This window comes from Mesorhizobium ciceri biovar biserrulae WSM1271, assembly GCF_000185905.1.
GTDB classification, from domain to species: Bacteria; Pseudomonadota; Alphaproteobacteria; order Rhizobiales; family Rhizobiaceae; genus Mesorhizobium; species Mesorhizobium ciceri.
The window spans coordinates 1614380-1633846 of record NC_014923.1 but is presented as its reverse complement, the minus strand read 5'-3'; the positions used below and the strand labels follow the sequence as shown (position 1 = coordinate 1633846).

Annotated in this window: 16 protein-coding genes; 8 read left to right on the top strand and 8 right to left on the bottom strand. The window is 63.4% G+C overall.

What is annotated here, in order from left to right:
* Positions 1-19: 19 nt before the first annotated feature.
* The 3 genes from MESCI_RS07835 to MESCI_RS07825 form a co-directional block, all read right to left on the bottom strand.
* Complete coding sequence (locus tag MESCI_RS07835) at positions 20-2059, bottom strand: PAS domain S-box protein (protein WP_013529422.1); 2040 nt, start codon at positions 2057-2059, stop codon at positions 20-22.
* Between the two features lie 134 nt (positions 2060-2193).
* Complete coding sequence (locus MESCI_RS07830; protein ID WP_013529421.1) at positions 2194-2832, bottom strand: NrsF family protein; 639 nt, start codon at positions 2830-2832, stop codon at positions 2194-2196.
* A 1-nt stretch (position 2833) separates the two neighbouring features.
* A complete protein-coding gene (locus MESCI_RS07825) occupies positions 2834-3385 on the bottom strand; it encodes a sigma-70 family RNA polymerase sigma factor (protein WP_013529420.1) in 552 nt (183 codons plus the stop codon).
* A gap of 261 nt (positions 3386-3646) precedes the next feature.
* On the opposite strand from MESCI_RS07825, the gene MESCI_RS07820 reads away from it, so the two are divergent.
* The 3 genes from MESCI_RS07820 to MESCI_RS07810 all read left to right on the top strand — a co-directional run bounded on the left by MESCI_RS07820 (position 3647) and on the right by MESCI_RS07810 (position 7488).
* Positions 3647-4654: an iron ABC transporter substrate-binding protein gene (locus MESCI_RS07820; protein WP_013529419.1), complete on the top strand. Its 1008-nt coding sequence runs from the start codon at positions 3647-3649 to the stop codon at positions 4652-4654.
* 174 nt (positions 4655-4828) lie between these two features.
* Positions 4829-6409 carry an ABC transporter permease gene (locus MESCI_RS07815; protein ID WP_164920013.1) on the top strand — a complete coding sequence of 527 codons (1581 nt, stop codon included), beginning with the start codon at positions 4829-4831 and terminating at the stop codon, positions 6407-6409.
* On the top strand, positions 6406-7488 hold the full coding sequence (locus MESCI_RS07810) for an ABC transporter ATP-binding protein (RefSeq protein WP_013529417.1): 1083 nt from the start codon (positions 6406-6408) through the stop codon (positions 7486-7488). Before MESCI_RS07815 ends, MESCI_RS07810 begins: the two co-directional genes overlap by 4 nt.
* Before the next feature lie 36 nt (positions 7489-7524).
* On the opposite strand, the gene MESCI_RS07805 is transcribed toward MESCI_RS07810, so the two are convergent.
* The 4 genes from MESCI_RS07805 to ugpB form a co-directional block, all read right to left on the bottom strand.
* Positions 7525-8586, bottom strand: coding sequence for a sn-glycerol-3-phosphate import ATP-binding protein UgpC (locus MESCI_RS07805; protein ID WP_013529416.1), 1062 nt, complete (start codon positions 8584-8586; stop codon positions 7525-7527).
* A 7-nt stretch (positions 8587-8593) separates the two neighbouring features.
* On the bottom strand, positions 8594-9442 hold the full coding sequence (gene ugpE / locus MESCI_RS07800; protein ID WP_013529415.1) for a sn-glycerol-3-phosphate ABC transporter permease UgpE: 849 nt from the start codon (positions 9440-9442) through the stop codon (positions 8594-8596).
* Positions 9443-9451: 9 nt separating this feature from the next.
* Positions 9452-10372 carry a sn-glycerol-3-phosphate ABC transporter permease UgpA gene (gene ugpA, locus MESCI_RS07795; RefSeq protein WP_013529414.1) on the bottom strand — a complete coding sequence of 307 codons (921 nt, stop codon included), beginning with the start codon at positions 10370-10372 and terminating at the stop codon, positions 9452-9454.
* A gap of 157 nt (positions 10373-10529) precedes the next feature.
* Positions 10530-11840, bottom strand: coding sequence for a sn-glycerol-3-phosphate ABC transporter substrate-binding protein UgpB (gene ugpB / locus MESCI_RS07790; protein ID WP_013529413.1), 1311 nt, complete (start codon positions 11838-11840; stop codon positions 10530-10532).
* A 361-nt stretch (positions 11841-12201) separates the two neighbouring features.
* Between ugpB and MESCI_RS07785 the strand changes: the two genes are divergently transcribed.
* The gene (locus MESCI_RS07785; RefSeq protein ID WP_013529412.1) at positions 12202-14634 is read left to right on the top strand and encodes a sensor domain-containing diguanylate cyclase; all 2433 of its coding nucleotides are present in this window, start codon (positions 12202-12204) and stop codon (positions 14632-14634) included.
* Between the two features lies 1 nt (position 14635).
* Here the strand turns inward: MESCI_RS07785 and tlpA are convergent, their stop codons facing one another.
* Complete coding sequence (gene tlpA, locus MESCI_RS07780) at positions 14636-15325, bottom strand: thiol:disulfide interchange protein TlpA (RefSeq protein WP_013529411.1); 690 nt, start codon at positions 15323-15325, stop codon at positions 14636-14638.
* A 35-nt stretch (positions 15326-15360) separates the two neighbouring features.
* Between tlpA and argH the strand changes: the two genes are divergently transcribed.
* The 4 genes from argH (at position 15361) to MESCI_RS07760 (ending at position 19431) form a co-directional block, all read left to right on the top strand.
* Entirely contained in the window at positions 15361-16761 is a 1401-nt protein-coding gene (gene argH, locus MESCI_RS07775) for an argininosuccinate lyase (protein WP_013529410.1), read from the top strand.
* A gap of 151 nt (positions 16762-16912) precedes the next feature.
* A complete protein-coding gene (locus MESCI_RS07770; protein ID WP_013529409.1) occupies positions 16913-17119 on the top strand; it encodes a lipoprotein in 207 nt (68 codons plus the stop codon).
* A 62-nt stretch (positions 17120-17181) separates the two neighbouring features.
* The gene (lysA, locus tag MESCI_RS07765; protein ID WP_013529408.1) at positions 17182-18450 is read left to right on the top strand and encodes a diaminopimelate decarboxylase; all 1269 of its coding nucleotides are present in this window, start codon (positions 17182-17184) and stop codon (positions 18448-18450) included.
* Positions 18451-18489: 39 nt separating this feature from the next.
* Positions 18490-19431 (top strand): threonine/serine dehydratase, encoded by a 942-nt coding sequence (locus MESCI_RS07760; RefSeq protein WP_013529407.1) that lies wholly within the window; start codon positions 18490-18492, stop codon positions 19429-19431.
* The last annotated feature ends 36 nt before the right edge of the window (positions 19432-19467 follow it).

Below are 19467 nucleotides of genomic sequence, written 5' to 3'. Positions count from 1 at the left end.
TTCAACGGCGACGGGTCTATCAGGAGGCCACCGCCAGTGGCTCTGTCCGGCCATCCACGATCTGTGCGTCGGGCGCCACGGAGACACAGCCACGGCCCGCCGCCTTGGCGGCATAGCAAGCCGCATCGGCCCTGGCGATGATCTCGTCGACCTCGCCACAATTGGCATTGATCGCAGCCAACCCGATGCTGGCGCCGATCACGTGAGGACGGCCGTCCCAGGTGAAGTCTAGCCCGCCGATCGCATCGATGATGGAGCGCGCCGCGATCTTGGCGCCGGCTGCCGAACCCGATTTCAAAACGACCGCGAATTCGTCGCCGCCGAGGCGAGCGACGATGTCGTCTGGACCAAGCACGCTGCGAATAGCCACGGCGACCCGCTTCAGCAGCGCGTCTCCCGCCGCGTGGCCACCCGTGTCGTTGACCAGTTTGAAGTGGTCGAGGTCGATGAACATGAACTGATGTCCGGCGCCTCCGACCGACCGTGTCGTGTCGCCGACCGACCTTGTCGTGTCGGCGGTGCCGTCCTTGCGCGCCTGGCCGACGAGGTCCTCCATGGCGCGGATGAAGCTGGAGCGGTTGGCAAGGCCGGTCAGCGCATCGTGTGCCGCGGCGTGGGCGAGCTGGCGCTGCAGCGCGCGCGCATCGGTAAAGTCCTGGAAGACGATGACCAGCCCGCAGAATTCGTTGCGGTCGTTGACGATCGGCGACACCACCTGGCGAATGCTGCAGCGCGTGTCATCGCGCCGGATGAGGACGGCGCGGCTGTTCTGGTCGGCGGGCGCATGAACGCCAACCGCGGGCCGGGTCACGCCGATCCTGTGCCCCGTCTCCTCGTCGACCGCCCAGTAGACATGGCCAAGCATCTTGCCGAGAGCCTCGCCGCCGGCAATCCCGGTCAGCTTTTCGGCGACCGGGTTCATGAAGGTGATCCGGTTTGCGGCATCGGTGCAGATGACGGCATCGCCGATCGATTGCAGCGTCACCCTCAGCCGCTCCTTTTCATCGGCAAGCATTGCCGCCGACACGGTGAGGCGCTCTTCGGCCTCCTTGCGGCGGGTGATGTCGGTCAAGCTGCCGATGGCCCTGATCAGCCGTCCATCCTCATCACGTTCGATGGCCTTGCCGCGGTCGAGGATCCACACCCAGTGGCCATCCTTGTGGCGCATCCTGAACTCGGCCTCAAAGAACGGTGTCTTGCCCTCGAGATGAGCGCGATCCGCTTCGGCGACAGTCTCGCGATCATCAGGATGGATCATCGTCAGCCAGCGGTCGGTGTCGCCATCGAGCTCGCCATCCGCATAGCCCAGCATCTTGACCCAGGTCGAGGAATAGGTCGTGCCGCCCTTGCGCATGTCGAGGTCCCAGACGCCCTGGCCGGCGCCGGCGAGCGCGAAATTCCAACGCGTTTCCGCTTCGGCAATGCGCGCCTCGGCCTGCTTGCGAGCGTCGATGTTTTCGATTTGCGAGACGAGATAGAGCGGGCGGCCGCTGGTCTCATCGCGAATGACCGAACCGGCAAGATGGGCCCAGACAGGCGTTCCGTCCTTGCGGAGATAGCGCTTCTCGAAATGGAAGGAATTGACCGTGCCCGCCTTCAGATCGTCCATCGTCTTCCGCCCGATCTGCTGGTCGTCGGGATGCGTGATCTGGAAGAAAGTCAGCGCCTCGATCTCTTCGCTTGTGTAGCCAAGCATGGCCGCGAAGGCCGGATTGGTCTGGCGGATGCGCCCATCGAGACCGACAACGACGATACCGATCGCTGAATCCTCCATGGCGCGGCGGAAGCGCAGCTCGCTCTCGGCGATCTGTTGGCGATCCATGCTGATCCTGCGGGTGGACAGGGCGGCGAGGAACAGCGCGCCCGCCGCCACTGCCATCGCGATCTGCAGGCAGAGTTTCAAGGCTTCGGTGCCCAGGTCCAGGTGCGACAGCAGGATCGAGGCCGCCAGCACGCCCAGGCCGGCGACGAGCAACGCCAGCCCTGCACGCCCAAGAGATTCTCGGCTGGTCAATCCTCGCCACATCACGATACGTGCCACCCCCGTGCGCAAACGCATGTTCTCGCCTCAACCTTGGCGGATCGATTTTAAGGAAAGGTTGCGTCAGGCATTCCGGTGCCATCGCTAACCGGCAAACAATTGCCGGCATGATTAAGGATCGGTATGCGCGAGCGGGCGAGCGTGGCGCAACGCTACCAGCGCACGAAAAACCGTCCGCCGAGCGCGCCAAGCAATGCGAGCGCTGCAATGGCTATCGTGTACCAGGTGGCGACGAAAAGCGGCGAATCGTCGAAGCAGTGGGCGGCATAGAAGGTTGCCGCCAGCCCGCCGGCGAGCAGGCCTGCCACCGCACCGGCAAGCACCGGCCGTGTCGGCGCCCCGTAGCGCAGCATCCACAGGAAGATGGCAAGCGGACCGAGGCCGATCAGCGGGATGAAAGCCATGCAGATCATCATGTTGGAGCCGACCATTTTGGTTCCCCACAGCGCCTCCGGCACCATGAAAAGCTCCAGAACCACCGCCACGGCTACCAGCACTGGCGCCGCAGCCATCCCAACCATCGCCCGGCCCGTTGATGCACCCGGCGTCGACAAGGCACGGATCAGGGCGAAGGCGCTGACGGCAAGCACGATGGTGAAGACGAATTTGGAAAGGAAGCGCATCGTGTGCGCGGCCGCCATGAAATCCGGACGTGGGCCGATGGTCAGCAGGAAAACGACGGCCGCGATCACCGCTGCCGCACCGGCGGCCAGCCACCAGGCCGATTGCAGCGGCATCGCCTTGCTGGTTGCATCGGCGTCCAGCGCCTTGATGAGATCGTCCGTTCTCATGTCATTCCCGCCCGAACCGCCCCTGCCCGAATCGCTTGGCTATCGCGGCAAGTCCGCGATGCAGCGACACCCGCACCGCCGTCTCACTGATGCCGAACTTTGCCGCCGTCTCGCCGATGGACCGCCCTTCCACCGACACGGCCGAGACCACGGAGCGCTGAGCCGGCGACAGACCGTCCAATGCACGGTTGATGTCGCGCTCGCTGACGGTCTCGGTTTCCGGCTCGGCGAACGTCTCGGCGATATCGTCGACGTCGATCTCGATGCGCCGTCCGCGCCGCCTGAACGCATCGATCAGCTTGAAGCGGGCAATCGCATAGACCCACGGCAACACCGGCGCATCCTGACGCCAGGTATGTCGTTTCACATGAATGGCCAGCAAGGTTTCCTGCACGACATCCTCGGGATCGACCCCGCCCTGCACGATCTTGCGCCTGGCAAAACCGCGAACCAGCGCGGCAATCCGGTGCAGAAAGTCGGCGTAAGCCCTTTCATCTCCCGCGATCGCGGCCCGCATCAGCCGGGAAAGTTCGGCCTCGTCCTTGCCGCTCACAAGAGTTCACTCCCCGATTTTCGCGTCTCGGCGCTGATTTGTTACGTGGCCGGCGAAATAATGTCCAAGCCAAACTGTCGGCAAATCACGAAAGTTTGCGGCATCGCCGAACCGTGAGCATCACGCGGAATTGTCCGTTCGGCACCGGCCTTTGCACGTCAGCGACCGATTGAAGCACATCAACAATGTTGACTATAGCTGTCAGGTATCGATAGGTGCAGCCGTGACAGACCTAGGACCCCCGAAATCGAGGACAATGCCATGAAATACGCTCTTTCCACCCTCGCCGGCGCCGCCGCGCTGGCAATCAGCCTCATCGCCGGTCCGGCAAAGGCGGAAGAGGATGGCATCATTGTCTACAACGCCCAGCACGAAAGCCTGACCAAGGCGTGGGCCGAAGGCTTCACCAAGGAAACAGGCATCAAGGTCACCGTGCGCAATGGCGGCGACAGCGATTTCTCCAACCAGATCGTCGCCGAGGGCGCTGCTTCGCCCGCAGACGTCTTCCTGACCGAAAACTCACCGGCCATGGCGCTGGTCGAAAGCGCCGGCCTGTTCGCGCCGGTCGACGCGGACACGCTGGCGCAGGTTCCCCAGGACTATCAGCCGGCCAGCGGCAAATGGGTCGGCGTTGCCGCGCGCAGCACGGTCTTTGCCTATAACAAGACCAAGCTGACTGCCGACCAGTTGCCCAAGTCGATGCTGGACCTCGCCGATCCGAGCTGGAAAGGCCGTTGGGCCGCCTCCCCCTCGGGCGCCGATTTCCAGGCCATCGTCAGCGCCCTGCTCCAGCTCAAAGGTGAAGCCGCTACCGCCGACTGGCTGAAAGCGATGAAAACCAATTTCACCGCCTACAAGGGCAACAGCACGGTGATGAAGGCGGTCAATGCCGGCGAGATCGAAGGCGGCGTGATCTATCACTATTACTATTTCGGCGATCAGGCCAAGACCGGCGAAAACAGCAAGAATGTCGCGCTGCACTATTTCAAGAACCAGGATCCGGGCGCCTTCGTCTCGATCTCCGGCGGCGGTGTGCTGGCTTCGAGCAAGCATCCGAAGGAAGCCCAGGCGTTCCTGAAATGGCTGACAGGCAAAGGCGGTCAGGACGTGCTGAAAACCGGCGATTCCTTCGAGTACGCGGTCGGCAAGGGTGCGGACTCCAACCCGAAGCTGGTGCCGCTCGCCGATCTGCAGGCGCCGAAGGTCGATGCCACGACGCTGAACTCCAAGAAGGTCACCGATCTGATGACGGCAGCCGGCTTGCTTTAGTTGCCATTCGTCCTAAAAGGACACCCGACCACGCTCCCGCGGGAATTCGCCTTCCGCGGGAGTGATTTTGTTTTTCGAGATGGCATTCGTCGATGACGACACGCTGTGTTCCCGACCGCGATCGCGGTCCTTCAATTGCTGCCGCTGGACGGCAACGGCACGGCGTCTGACCTGATGCAGTCCGCGGTCGATCTCGCGCATTCGGGCCTGCCTTCGGGCACAGGCCGAAGGGCTCGGCGACGCGCACCGCTTTGGCTGGTCCTCGCCGCCATCTTCGTTGCGCTGCTGGCGCTGGTGCCGCTTGCCTTCATCATCTGGATCGCGGTGCAGACCGGCTGGGAAACAGTCTCGGCACTGGTCTTCCGGCCGCGTGTCGGCGAGCTTCTGGTCAACACTGTCCTGCTGGTCGCGCTCTCGGTGCCGATCACCATCGTGCTGTCGGTTTCGCTGGCCTGGTTGACCGAGCGCAGCGACCTGCCGGGCGCCCGGCTCTGGGCCTGGCTGTGCGTGGCGCCGCTCGCCATCCCGGCTTTTGTGCACAGCTATGCCTGGGTCACCATGGTGCCGGGACTGCACGGCCTGTGGGCCGGCGTGCTGGTTTCCGTGATTGCCTATTTCCCGTTCCTGTATCTGCCGGTGTCGGCGGCGTTGCGCCGTCTCGATCCCGCCCTGGAAGACGCCGCCGCCGCACTCGGCCTTGGGCCCCGGCGCGTGTTCTGTCGGGTCGTGCTGCCGCAATTGCGGCTCGCCATCTGCGGCGGCTCGCTGCTGGTCGGCCTGCATCTGCTGGCCGAGTACGGCCTCTATGTCTTCATCCGCTTCGACACCTTCACCACGGCGATCGTCGACCAGTTCCAGTCGACCTTCAATGGACCGGCCGCCAACATGCTGGCCGGCGTGCTGGTCAGCTGCTGCTTCGTGCTGCTCGGCCTCGAAGTGCTGGTGCGCGGCGAGGAGCGCTATGCCCGTGTCGGCTCCGGCGCGGCGCGCCATCAGCAACGCACAAGCCTCGGACGCGCCACCCTGCCTAGCCTGCTCTTGCTTGTCGTCATCACGCTTTTGGCGCTCGGCGTGCCGTTCGTCACCATTGGCGGCTGGCTTGCCGCCGGCGGCGCCGCTGTCTGGCGCTTGGACGAGATCGGCCTGGCGCTTGGCCAGACGCTGTTCCTGGCGCTCGCCGGCGCGTTGCTCGCCACCGTCGCCGCCATGCCGATGGCCTGGATCTCGATCCGCGCGCCGGGGCCATTGCAGCGTCTTCTGGAGGGCTGCAACTACATCGTCGGCTCGCTGCCCGGGGTCGTCATCGCACTGGCGCTGGTCACCATCACCGTACGCATCGCGCTGCCGCTCTACCAGACCTTGTTCACCATCCTGGTTGCCTATGCGCTGATGTTCCTGCCGCGCGCCCTGGTCAGCCTGCGGGCATCGATCGCGCAGGCGCCGGTCGAGCTCGAACGCGCCGCTTCCAGCCTCGGCCGGCCGCCGCTGCAGGCGCTGTGGTCGACGACGATCCGCCTGTCGGCGCCGGGTGCCGCGGCCGGCATGGCCCTGGTGGCGCTCGGCATCATGAACGAACTGACCGCCACCCAGATGCTGGCACCGAACGGCACCCGCACGCTGGCGATGGCTTTCTGGTCCTACAGTGGCGAGATTGATTATGCCTCGGCGGCACCCTACGCCTTCATCATGGTGGCGATGTCGCTGCCCTTGACCTGGCTGCTCTATGTCCAGTCGAAACGGATGGCCGGACGATGAGCTTTCTCGAAATCAGCGGCCTGCACAAGCAATACGGTCCCGTGGCGGCCCTTGCCGGCGTCGACCTGAGCGTCGCCAGCGGCAGCCGCACGGCGATCGTCGGTCCTTCCGGTTGCGGAAAGACGACCCTGCTGCGGCTGATTGCCGGCTTCGAGGCTCCGGACCAGGGCCACATCACGCTCGACGGTGCCATATTGGCCAACGGCGGCGCTGCGGTGCCGGCATATCGCCGAGGCATCGGTGTGGTGGCGCAGGATGGTGCCCTGTTTCCGCATCTGACCATTGGCGACAATATCGGTTTCGGCATGGGCCGCGGCGAGGACAAGCGCGCTGAGCGCATCGTCGAGCTCGCCTATATCGTCGGGCTCGACAAGGCGATCCTCAAACGCCGCCCGCACGAGCTTTCCGGCGGCCAGCAGCAGCGTGTGGCGCTGGCCCGGGCCATGGCGATGAAGCCCAGGCTGATGCTTCTCGACGAGCCGTTCTCGGCGCTCGATACCGGCCTGCGCGCCTCGATGCGCAAGGCGGTGGCCGAACTTCTGGAGGCCGCCGGCATCACCACCATCCTGGTGACGCACGACCAGGCCGAAGCGCTGTCCTTCGCCAGCCAGGTCGCGGTGATGCGCGACGGCAAGTTCTCGCAAATCGGCACGCCGCGCGAGCTCTATCTCAAGCCGAAGGACAGGATGATCGCCGAATTCCTCGGCGACGCCATCATCCTGCCGGCCAAGATATCAAATGGCTTCGCCAACTCGCCGCTCGGCCGCATCGCGGTCGACACCCATGACAGCCGCGATATCGCCCGCATCATGCTTCGCCCGGAGCAGATCGCGCTGAAGAGAACGTCGCGCGAGGGTATGTCCGGCACCTCGGACATGCTGTTCGGCGAGGTGACGGAATCCGAATTCGCCGGCTCGATGTGCACGGTCGCGGTGCGGCTCTTGAACAATGCCGATCCGCCCGATGCGGCAGCGATCGGCAACACGCCGCTGGTCCTGCGCAAACCGGGCATGGACGCGCCGGCGGTCGGCGAGATCGTCCGGCTGACTGTATCGGGAAAGGCGCATGTCTTCGCCTGAACGCCGCGTGGGTGGAGCGTAGGCATATCTTTCTGATTAGCCGACGCGCTTTCCGGCCTGATCGAACCAGTGCAGCTTTTCTGCCTTGGCAACCACGCGCAATTGGTTGCCAACCGTGGCGGTGGCGCGACCCGCGACCCGCACGACGATCCTGCTGCCACCTGCAGCACAGTGAAGGAAACTTTCGGCGCCTACCGGTTCGACTGCCTCGACCAGCGCCGGCAGAATGAGCGCGCCGGACGGTGCCTCGGCTCCGAAGGTGACGTCGGCATCCTCGGGGCGGAAGCCGAGCGTGACGGCGTTCGCAGGCGCAAATTCAATCGTCTTGCCATCAGCCAGCGCCGGACCAGCCGGCCCTTGCGAAAGGGGCAGGAGATTCATCGGCGGCGCGCCAATGAAGGAAGCGACGAAGGTCGAGGCCGGCCTTTCGTAGACGTCGAGCGGCGCCCCCATTTGCTCGACCAGTCCGGCATTCATGACGACGAGGATGTCGGCCAACGTCATCGCCTCGAGCTGGTCATGCGTGACATAGACCGACGTGACGCCAAGCGAGCGCTGCAGGTTCTTTATCTCGACGCGCATCTGGCCACGCAATTTGGCATCGAGATTGGAAAGCGGCTCGTCGAACAGGAAAACCCTCGGATTGCGCACGATGGCACGACCCATGGCGACACGCTGGCGCTGGCCGCCGGAAAGCTCGCGCGGGCGGCGGTCGAGCAGCGCCGAAAGTTCCAGTATTTTCGCCGTCGCGCGGACCCGGCTGTCGATCTCATCTTTCGGCGTGCCGCGGTTGCGCAGCCCATAGGCCATATTGTCGTAGACTTTCATATGCGGATAGAGCGCGTAGTTCTGGAACACCATGGCGATGTCACGCTCGGTCGGACCGGTTGAGTTTACGATCTTGCCGTCGATCGCAACTGTTCCCGAGGAGATGGTTTCAAGCCCGGCGATCATTCTGAGCAGCGTGGACTTGCCGCAACCCGACGGGCCGACCAGCACGCAAAGCTCCTTGTCGGGAACCGCGATTGAAACGCCCTTCACGGCCTCGAAACCGCTGGGGTAGACCTTCTTCACATCCTTCAGATCGACGGTCGCCATCAGCTTCTCACTTTTCGGAATCGACCAGGCCGCGAACGAACCAGCGTTGCATCAGCACCACGACCAGGATCGGCGGCACGATGGCCAGCATCGCTGTAACCATGACCAGGTGCCATTGCGTATCGGCATCGGCGAAGGAGACCATCTTTCTGAGCGCGATGACGATCGTGTTCATGTTGCTGCTGTTGGTGACGAGCAACGGCCACAGATACTGTGTCCAGCCATAAATAAAGAGGATGACGAACAGCGCCGCGATATTTGTCCGCGACAGCGGCAACAGGATATCGAAGAAGAAGCGCCACGGCCCCGCACCATCGACCCGCGCCGCCTCAACCAATTCGCCAGGAATCGTCATGAAGAACTGGCGGAACAGCAGCGTGGCGGTGGCCGAGGCGATCAGCGGGATGATCAGGCCCGCATAAGTGTCGATCATGCCGAGATCGACCATCACCTTGTAGGTTGGCAGGATGCGCACCTCGACGGGGAGCATCAGGGTGATGAAGATCAGCCAGAAGAAGGTCATGCGCAGCGGAAAGCGGAAGAACACGATCGCATAGGCAGACAGGATCGAGATGAATATCTTTCCCACCGCGATGCCGAGCGCCATGATCGTCGTGTTGAGCAGCAGCCTGCCGACGCTGACGCCGCCGATGCGGCCGACACCGCCGAACAATGCCTCGCTGTAATTGTTCCAGAACTGATCGCCGGGCAGGAGCGGCAATGGCGGCCTGAGGATCGTTTGCAGCGTCTGCGTCGAGGCAACGAATGTGTAGTAGATCGGGAAGGCGACGATCAATATGCCGAGGATCAGCATGGCGTGGGCGATGACGGTGCGGAGCGGTGACTGGCCGATCATCGCTCGCCCTCAGCCGTAATGGACTTTGCGTTCCACATAGCGGAACTGGATGGCGGTGAGCGAGATGACGATGACCATCAAGATAACCGACTGCGCCGCCGAGTCACCGAGGATCAGATTGACGAAGCCGTCATTGTAGACCTTGTAGACCAGCGTCTCAGTCGTCTTGCCCGGACCGCCCCCGGTGACGGCATGGACGATGCCGAACGTGTCGAACAGGGCATAGACGGTGTTGACGACCAGCAGGAAGAAGGTCGTCGGCGCAAGCAGCGGGAAGATGATGGTCCAGAATCGCTTGGTCTCGCCGGCGCCGTCCATGGCCGCCGCCTCGATCAAGGCTTTCGGCACCGCCTGCAGGCCGGCGACGAAGAACAGGAAATTGTAGCTTATCTGCTTCCAGGCAGCGGCGGACACCAGCAGGATCATGGCGTGGGTGCCATTGAGCAGTGGATCCCAGGCGATGCCGAAACTCCTCAGCATGTAGGCCAGCGACCCGATCGAAGGGTTGAAGAGGAACAGCCACAGCATACCGGCAATCGCCGGCGCCACCGCGTAGGGCCAGATCAAGAGCGTGCGGTAGAGACCTTTGCCGCGCACCACCTTCTCTGCCATGACCGCAAGCAGGAGCGCCACGCACATGGCGACGATAGCGGTCGCAAGGGAAAACACCACCGTGACCTTGATCGAGTTCAGGTAGGCCGGATCGGCAAGCACTTTCCTGAAATTGGCGAACCAGACGAACTTGGTCCTCAGCCCGAACGGATCCTGCCTGAGCATGGATTGGTAGAACGCCTGACCGGCCGGCCAGTAGAAAAAAACGAGCGTGATGGCCAGTTGCGGCGCCACAAGCAGGTAGGGAAGGACCTTGTTGGGGAACACGACGCGAGGGGTCACGGAGCCACTCCGAGGTGATGAGGCGGGGGGCACCATGCGGCACCCCTCTCCGCCAAGATGGCTTTGATGAGCGTTTCGGACTGGGCATCATCGACCATTGGCGAAATCGCAAGGCACGGCAAAACTCCCCTCACGAGGGGAGATGCCCGGCGGGACAGATGGGTGCGCCGTAGAGCAAGGACCTGCGCTCGCTCTAATTCCCCAGCGCTTCCTTGATCGCGGCATTGCCACGCGTAACCGCATTGTCGAGCGCCTGCTGCGCGGTCTGCTGGCCGGCGAGCATCTTCTCGAACTCCTCGTTCTGGATATCGCGCACCTGCGGCAGATTCGGCAGACGTACGCCCTTGGAATTGTCGGTCGGCGTCTTACCCGTCATCTGCAGGATCGGGGTCTCGCGGCCGACATTCTTGTCATAGAAACCGGACTTCTTGGTCGCTTCATAAGCCGCCAGCGTTACCGGCAGATAACCCGACTTCTGGTGCAGGTATTCTTGCACCTCGGTCTTCGACAGGTAGGCGAAGAAGGCCGCGACGCCCTTGTATTCCTCATCGGATTTGTCCGCGAAAACCCACAAGCTGGCGCCACCCGGCGTCGTGTTCTGCGGCGCACCCTTGGCGTCGCTGTCATACGGCAATTGGCCAATGCCGTAATTCATGCCGGACTTGACGATATCGCCAAGTCCGCCGGACGATTCGGTCATGATCCCGCATTCGCCCGCAAGGAAGATCTGCTTGGCTTCGGAGGTGCGGCCGCCATATTTGAAGGTGCCGTCCTTGGCGAGGTCCGCCAGCGCCTGGAAATGGTTGACGAAAATCGGCGCGTTGATCTTGAGCTCGACATCGCCGCCGGCCAGACCGTTCTGCTGGGTGGCCCATGACACGTCATTCCAGGCCGCGAAATTCTCCAGATGTATCCAGGTCAGCCAGGTCGAGGTGTAGCCGCAGGCGGCCGCGCCGCTCGCCTTGATCTTCTTGGCGTCTTCCCACACTTCATTCCAGGTCTTGGGTGGGCTATCGACGTCGAGACCAGCCTTCTTGAAGATATCCTTGTTGTAATAAAGGATCGGCGAGGAGGAGTTGTAGGGGAAGGAGAGCATGGTGCCGTCCGGCTTCGAATAATAGCCGACTATGCCTGGCAGATACTGGCTCTTGTCGAAGGTCATTCCAGCGCTGGTCAACACATCGGCTGCGGGCTTGATGGCACCTTCGGCCGCCATCATCACGCCGGTGCCGACGTCGAACACCTGGATGATGTCTGGCGCCTGGCCCGCGCGGTAGGCGGCAATGCCGGCATTCAGCGTCTCGGGATACGTGCCTTTGAACACCGGAACGAGCTCATAGTCGCTCTGGCTGGCATTGAAATCTTTGGAGATCTTGTCGACGACTTCGGCATTGGCGCCAGTCATGGCGTGCCACCAACTGATCTGCGTGACGGCAAAAGCGGAGGTTGAGGAAAGCGTCATAAAGGTAGCGGCAACACCGGCCGCGAAGCCGAAGGACTTCATGTTTCATCTCCCGTTTGTCATTGGCGAAAGGGGGCACTCCCGCGAAGGCAATATGTGTCGCTCATGACAATCAGACAACGGTTTTGTTGCAGATCGACGAACTTCACCCTTTACCTGACGCAACGCTCGCCTCCGCTTGGAGGCATGGAGAGCGATGCGGTTAGCCGGCTTAGCGCGACGACAAGCGCGCCAGGAACCACCGTCGGGACCGTCAAGCTGGCTTTCGGCGTGTCAGCCCTGATTGCAGCCGCAGCAACCCGAAGAGACACGCCAAGGTTGCAGCCGACTTTATCGATCCCTCAACGGCAACGCGCTACTCAATCCTGCTGCCCTGTTTATTTCCAAAGCTCAGGTGAAATAAATGCTGACGGTCTACAATTGTATCGTCAACGAACATGATCTGAGACTGGTCGCACTCGCCGCGCTGATCTGCGGAATTTCCTGCTTCTCTGCTGTCAACCTGCTTCAGCACATAAGCCGTTCCACAGATCGGAACCGGCTTGCCTGGCTGATGATCGCGGCCACTTCGACCGGCTTTGGCATCTGGGCAACGCACTTCATCGCCATGCTCGCATTCACACCGGGCATACCCAGTGCTTATGATCCGGCACTCTCCGTGCTTTCGCTCGCTGCTTCGGTCACTTTGACGGCAGCCGGCATGTGGATCGCCACCTTGCGGGATGAGTTCGACTATCATCTCGTCGGCGGCGCCGTGCTGGGCGGCGGTATCGCAGCCATGCACTACATCGGCATGGCGGCGTTCGAGGTTCAGGGCCGTATCGAGTGGAACCTCTTGCTTGTCGCCGTTTCCCTGCTGGCCGGCGTAACGCTCGCGGCGCTGGCGCTGCGTGTCGTGCAGCGCCGCCCCTCCTTGAAGGCGACATCCGGCGGCGCGGTGCTGCTGACGCTGGCGATCTGCATCCTGCATTTCATCGGTATGGGTGCCGTCTCGATCTTCCCCGATCCCTCGATCGTCATATCCGAATACACGATCGAGCCGACCTCGCAGGCTTTCGCCGCCGCCGCCGCCACACTGGTGATCCTGGTTCTGTCGGCATCGGCGCTGTGGATCGATTTGCGCTTCCGTCGCCAGAAGCTCGAGGTCGACCGCATGCACGGCCTGGCCAATGCCGCCGTGGAGGGGCTGATCGTCTGCGACGGCAACCGCATCATCAGTGCCAATGACAGCATTGCGGCACTGACGGGCATAGCAACAGCGACCCTGAACGGAATGCAGCTTGGCGATCTCTTCGGATCCGATGTGTCGGGCTTCGGCGAACAGCCGCAGGAGGCCGAATTGAGCGGTCGCGATGGCACGAGCATTCCTGTCGAGCTGATCGCCAGGAGCATCGACTACTGTGGCAAACCGCACAACGTGGTCGCGGTCCGCGACATTCGCGAGCGCAAGAAGGCGGAACAGGAGATCCTGCGGCTTGCCCGTTTCGATCCCTTGACCGGACTGGCCAATCGCCGCAGCTTTTCCGGCCGGCTGGAGACGGAAATCGCTGCGATGGTCCGGACCAGGAAAGGCGGCCAGCTTGCGCTTCTGCTGCTTGATCTCGATCGGTTCAAGGAGGTCAACGACCTGTATGGGCACGGCGCAGGCGACGCCATGCTGCAGAAGGTTGCGCAGTGCGCGACCGGTATCCTTCGTCCAGGGCAGATGGTGGCGCGGCTGGGCGGCGATGAGTTCGCCATCATCGCGCCGAACCTGGCCGACCCGTTGGAGGCGGGCCGTATCGCCAACGCCGTGCTGACCGCCATGCGCGAGGAAAACCGGCTCTCGGTCGGCGGCGGCCTTGTGTCGGCAAGCATCGGCATTGCGCTGTATCCGTCGGATGCCGAAAACCAGGCCAGCCTGATAAGCCACGCCGATACGGCACTCTACCGGGCCAAGACCGAAGGCAAGGACACTTACCGTTATTTCGAAGCATCGATGGGGGCCGAGGCCCGCGACAAGCGCGTCATGGAGCACGAACTGCGCCAGGCGGTCGCACGCCAGGAGTTCTATCTCGTCTACCAGCCGCAGAAAGAGATCAGCAGCGGAAAGATGGTCGGCTTCGAAGCGTTGGTCCGCTGGCGGCATCCGACGCGCGGCGACGTGTCGCCGGCCATATTCATCCCGGTGGCCGAAGACAGCGGCGCCATTGGCCAGATTGGCGAATGGGTGCTGACGGCTGCCTGCGAGGAAGCCGCCCGCTGGGAAAATCCGCTGACAGTGGCCGTCAACGTTTCGGCGGTGCAGCTCCACAACACGAATTTCAGCCGCAAGGTCCACGAAACATTGCTGAATTCCGGCCTGGCGCCCGGCAGGCTCGAGCTTGAGATCACCGAGACGGCGCTTGTCAAGGACATGCCGCGGGCGCTGGCCACCTTGCGGCAGGTCAAGGCGCTGGGCGTGCGCGTGGCCATGGACGATTTTGGAACCGGCTATTCCTCGCTCTCCAACCTCCGCGCCTTCCCCTTCGACAAGATCAAGATCGATGGCTCCTTCATCAAGTCGGTCGACAAGAACGGCCAGGTCGCGGCGATCGTGCGCGCCGTCCTGGGACTTGGACGTGGTCTCGGCCTGCCGGTTCTGGCGGAGGGGGTCGAGACGCTCGGCGAACTGAAATTCCTGGACGCCGAAGCCTGCGAGATCGGCCAGGGCTATTATATCGGCAGGCCAGCTCTCATCGAAGAATTCGGCGAGCTGACCGGTGTCGTCGCACCCGCTGTCGGCAGCAAACCCGCTACCTTGCGCGACAGAAGCGTTCTGGCCTTCGCACCGGCACCTGCGCTAGCCACACGCTAGACTAGAGGCTCTCGGGCTTGAGTGCCGTCTCGACCAGCCGCCTGGCGTCCGGCCCCGACCATTCGGCCGGGCCGTTCATATGGGCGATCAGGCAGCCCTCGCCGTCGACCAGCATGGTGACAGGAAGGCCTAGCGCCAGGCCGCGCTTCTTGAGGTCGTTGAACAGCGCCATCGTCGAATCCCGGTAATAGCCAAGCGTCGCGACGCCGGTATCGCTGAGGAACTTCTTCGGCTTCACATCGTCGCCGGCATCGACATTGACGGCGATCACTTGAAAGGCGTCGCTGCCCTTTTCCTTCTGCAGCGCATCGAGCGCCGGCATTTCGGCACGGCACGGCGCGCACCATGTCGCCCACAGATTGAGCAGCACCGTCTTGCCGGCATGATCGGCAAGCGTCATCGGCTTGCCGTCCGGGCCGTTGAAGGCAAGGCTCTTCAGGGATTGTGGCGGATCGGCGGGCAAAAGTGCCGCGACCTCACCGGTGGCCGAAGCCGCGACCTTCTTGGCGCGGTCGCTCTTGGCCGCGCAGGCTACGTCGTCCTTCCTCTCACCCACGGCAGCTTGTGCCGGTGCATTGTTGCCAGACCGGCTCTCGCTGACATATACCGCGACCGCGCCCGCCAGCGCGCCCGCCACCAAGGCGGCGAGGATCAGGCGCGGGGCCGGGAAGAATCTACTACCGTCTGCCATTTTCTCAAAACTGCTCCGAAGCACGGGTTATAGCCATGAGCGACAAGAAAACCAGCAACCAGATGTGGGGCGGACGTTTTGCCTCGGGTCCGGCCGCGATCATGGAAGCGATCAACGCGTCTATCTCCTTCGACCGCAAACTCTATGCGCAGGACATCAAAGGCTCGATCGCCCATAGCGAGATGCTGGCGCAAACGGGCATTATTTCGGCGGCCGATCAAGAAAAAATCGCTGACGGGCTGAACACGATCCTGAGAGAGATCGAGGCCGGCAGCTTCGAGTTCTCGACGCGGCTCGAAGACATCCACATGAACATCGAGGCGCGGCTTGCCGATCTGATCGGCCCGGCCGCCGGCCGGCTGCACACCGCCCGCTCGCGTAATGACCAGGTCGCGGTCGATTTGCGGCTCTGGGTCAAGGACGAGTGCTTTCGCGTCGCCGAGGCGTTGAAGGGGCTGATCAGGGCGTTGCTGGAGCGGGCCGAGGAGCATGCGGCGACCGTGATGCCGGGCTTCACCCATATGCAGGCGGCCCAGCCGGTGACCTTCGGCCATCACTGCATGGCCTATGTCGAGATGTTTTCGCGCGACCTGTCGCGTGTCCGCGATGCGATCGAACGCATGGACGAAAGCCCGCTCGGTGCCGCCGCACTTGCCGGCACCAGCTTCCCGATCGACCGCCACCGGACCGCCAAGGGGCTCGGCTTCCGCGAGCCGATGCGCAATTCGCTCGACAGCGTCTCGGATCGCGATTTCGCGCTCGAGTTCCTTGCCATGGCCGCGATCTGCGCCACGCATCTGTCGCGGCTGGCCGAAGAGATCATCATCTGGTCGACGCCGCAATTCGGCTTCGTCAGGCTGTCGGACTCGTTTTCCACCGGCTCGTCGATCATGCCGCAGAAGAAGAATCCCGATGCCGCCGAACTGGTGCGCGGCAAGACCGGCCGCGTCACCGGCCATCTGGTCGGCCTGCTGACGGTGATGAAGGGCATGCCTTTGACCTATGGCAAGGACATGCAGGAAGATAAGGAATCGGTATTCGACGCCGCCGAGACGCTCGACCTGATGCTGGCGGCGATGACCGGCATGGTCTCGGACATGACGGTCAACGCAGCCGCGATGAAGAAGGCCGCCGGCTCCGGCCACGCGACAGCAACCGACCTTGCCGACTGGCTGGTGCGCACGCTCGGCCTGCCGTTCCGAGAGGCGCATCATGTCACCGGCCGGGCGGTGGCGCTGGCCGAAGACAAGAAGGTGGGGCTGGAGAAGCTTTCGCTGGAGGATTTGCAGTCGATCGATCCCGGCATCACGGCCGACATATTCTCAGTGCTGGCGGTGCAGAACTCGGTCAAGAGCCGCACCAGTTTCGGCGGCACCGCGCCGTCGGAAGTGAGGAAGCAGATCCGCGCCTGGAAAAAGCGACTGGCGAAAGCGTAATGCCGGATGTTGCGCCAGCAATATCCCGGACATGCGACCAGCAATATCCGGACGTTGCGCCAGATATTGCGACGAGCAATATCTCGGGGTGCAATGCGCCGAGAACTCGGCTAAAAGCGGCGGCTGACAAACGTTTCGGACGGATGGATCGATGACCGGAAGCAGGATTTTGGTGACGCTGACGCTGCTGGTGGCGATCGCGGCCGTCTCGGCCTGCGGCAGGAGGGGCGGTCTCGACACGCCCTATGAGGCGGCCGTGCAGGCGCGCAAGGATGCCTCGAAGGCCCATCAGCCCGTGCCGCCGGAGCCGGAAAAACCGGTCAAGGACAAGAAGTTCATCCTCGACCCGCTGATCTAGGCCGACGAGAGCGGGGCCTTCCAACCCGATCTCATCTTGCCGCAACTTCCGGAATCACTCCCGTGAACCATTTCGACTACCGCGACGGCGTGCTCCATGCCGAGGACGTGGCGATACCAGATATCGCCGCACAGGTCGGCACGCCATTCTACTGCTACTCGACGGCCACCCTGACCAGGCACTACCGGGTGTTTGCCCAGTCCTTTGCCGGGCTCGACACGCTGGTCTGCTACGCCATGAAGGCCAATTCCAACCAGGCCGTCCTGCGGACGCTGGCGAAGCTCGGCGCCGGCGCCGACGTGGTTTCGGAAGGTGAATTGCGCCGGGCGCTGGCCGCCGGCATTCCGGCCGGCAAGATCCTGTTTTCGGGCGTCGGCAAGACTGCGCGCGAAATGGACTTTGCCCTTGCCGCCGGCATTCTCTGCTTCAACGTCGAGTCCGAGCCTGAACTTGAGCTGTTGTCGGCGCGAGCCGTTGCCCTTGGCAAGGTGGCGCCGATCTCGCTGCGCATCAATCCCGATGTCGACGCCAGGACCCACAAGAAGATCTCCACCGGCAAGGCCGAGAACAAATTCGGCATCCCGTGGCAGCGGGCGCGGCAGGTCTATGCCCGCGCGGCAACGCTTCCCGGCATCAGGATCACCGGCATCGACACCCATATCGGCAGCCAGATCACGGAGCTGCAGCCCTTCGACGACGCCTTCGCCCTGCTTGTCGATCTGGTCGGCGCGCTGCGGGCGGACGGCCATGCCATCGAGCATATCGACCTCGGCGGCGGCCTCGGCATCCCCTATCGCGTCGACAACAACCCGCCGCCGCTGCCCGATGCCTATGCCCAGATCGTCAGGAAGCATGTCACCAAGCTCGGGCTGAAGGTGATGTTCGAGCCGGGCCGGCTGATCGTAGGCAATGCCGGTATCCTCGTCTCGGAAGTGATCTTCGTAAAGGAAGGCGACGCCAAGAACTTCCTCGTCGTCGACGCCGCCATGAACGATCTCATCCGGCCGACGCTCTACGATGCCTTCCACGATATCCGTCCGGTCGTGCAGCCGCCGGCGGACACGCCGCGCATGATGGTCGACGTCGTCGGCCCGGTCTGCGAGACCGGCGATTATATCGGCCTGGACCGCGATCTGCCCAGGCTGAAGGCCGGCGACCTGATTGCCGTCTCCACCGCGGGCGCCTATGGCGCGGTGCAGGCCGGTACCTACAACACCCGCTTGCTGGTTCCGGAAGTGCTGGTCGACGGCGACCGGTTCCACGTCGTGCGCCCACGCCTGACCTATGACGACCTGATCGGGCTGGATTCCGTGCCCGACTGGCTTGCATAGAAGCGCCGGAAACACACCGACCCGTCACAGGGAGCAATCATGACGAACGGCATCACCGTCACACGCGAGCGCATTGCCGCGATGGAACCGCGCATCCGCCCCTATATCAGGCACACGCCGGTGCTGCGCGTCGACATGGCCGACTTCGATCGGCAGCCGCTGGCCGTCGACCTGAAGCTCGAATGCCTGCAGCATTCCGGCTCGTTCAAGGCGCGCGGCGCCTTCACCAACCTGCTGGAGCGTGCGGTCCCAAAGGCCGGTGTCGTCGCAGCATCGGGCGGCAACCATGGCGCGGCCGTCGCCTATGCCGCCATGCGGCTTGGCCACAAGGCGACCATCTTCGTTCCCGAAGTGAGCCCGGCGGCCAAGCTGGAACGGATCCGCTCCTATGGCGCCGAGCTGATCGTCGGCGGCGCCCGCTATGCCGAAGCGCTGGCCGCCAGCGAACGGTTCGCCGAGGAGACCGGCGCCTTGCAGATTCACGCCTTCAACCAGGAGGAAACGTTGGTCGGCCAGGGCACGCTTGGGCTCGAAATCGAGGCCGATTTGCCTCGGATCGACACGCTGCTGGTCGCTGTCGGCGGCGGCGGCCTGATCGGCGGCATCGCTGCCTGGTTCGCGGGCCGCATCCGCATCATCGCCGTCGAGCCGGAAGGAGCGCCGACGCTGCATCGCGCCTTCGAGGCCGGACACCCCGTCGATGCGCCGGCCGAGGGCATCGCCGCCGATTCGCTGGCGCCAAAGCGCGTCGGCGAAATGATGTTCCCGATCGCCGAGGCCTATGTCGAACGCTCGATCTTGGTCAGCGACGACGACATCATCGCCGCGCAGAAGGCGCTGTGGAACCGAACCCGCATCATCTCCGAGCCGGGAGGTGCGGCCGCCTTTGCCGCAATCCTGTCGGGCCGCTATGCGCCGGCGCAGGGCGAACGGATCGCCGTGCTGGTCTGCGGGGCGAATGCAGACCCCGCTACCTTCTAAAGGGCCTGCTGCCTTCTAAGGCGATGCAGGATGGAA